The 725-nt window shown below is 62.5% G+C and carries 1 protein-coding gene; it reads left to right on the top strand.

What is annotated here, in order from left to right; genetic code table 11:
• Nucleotides 1-725: IS3 family transposase (locus D8M36_RS10020; RefSeq protein ID WP_126848624.1), on the top strand; the 725-nt coding region annotated here is incomplete at both ends.

The following is a 725-nucleotide window of genomic DNA, read 5'->3' as shown; positions in this document are numbered from 1 at the left end:
GGGTCCTTGGCGTCCGCCGCCAGGGCTACTACGAATGGCACTCCGGGGCGACATCGCTACGGACGCAGGAGAACGAACTGCTCCTCAAACACATCGAGAAAATCCACGCAGAGTCCCGGGGCACCTACGGATGGCCACGTGTGCACGCCGAGCTCACCCTCGGACTCGGTATCACGGTGAACCACAAACGCGTCGCTCGGCTGATGCGCCAGGCCGGGATCCAGGGCCTCTACCGGCGACGCAACCACGGCTGCACCGTCCGGGACCAGCACGCCGACCCCTACACCGACCTGGTCGACCGCGACTTCACCGTCGACGGACCGGATGAGATCTGGTGCACCGACATCACCGAACACCCCACCCGAGAAGGGAAAGTCTACTGCGCGGCAGTCATCGATGTATCCTCCCGGAAAGCAGTCGGATGGTCCATCGCCGACAACATGCGGACCGAACTCGTCCTCGACGCCCTCGGCATGTCCATACTCCTCCGCCGCCCGGAATACCACGCCACGATCCTACATTCCGGCCGCGGCACCCAATTCGCATCATGGGCATTCGGTCGACGTCTGGTCGCCGCTGGAATCGTCCCATCGATGGGCTCGATCGGAGAGTGCTACGATAACTCTCTGGTCGAATCATTCTGGGGTACCATGCGACTCGAACGGCTCGATTCCAGAACCTGGAAAACCCGCGCAGAGCTTGCCACCGCCATCTTCGAATGGATA

This window comes from Dermabacter sp. HSID17554, assembly GCF_003989295.1.
GTDB classification, from domain to species: domain Bacteria; phylum Actinomycetota; class Actinomycetes; order Actinomycetales; family Dermabacteraceae; genus Dermabacter; species Dermabacter vaginalis.
Note: the sequence above shows the minus strand (reverse complement) of the source record. Positions and strands in the feature narration are given on the sequence as shown.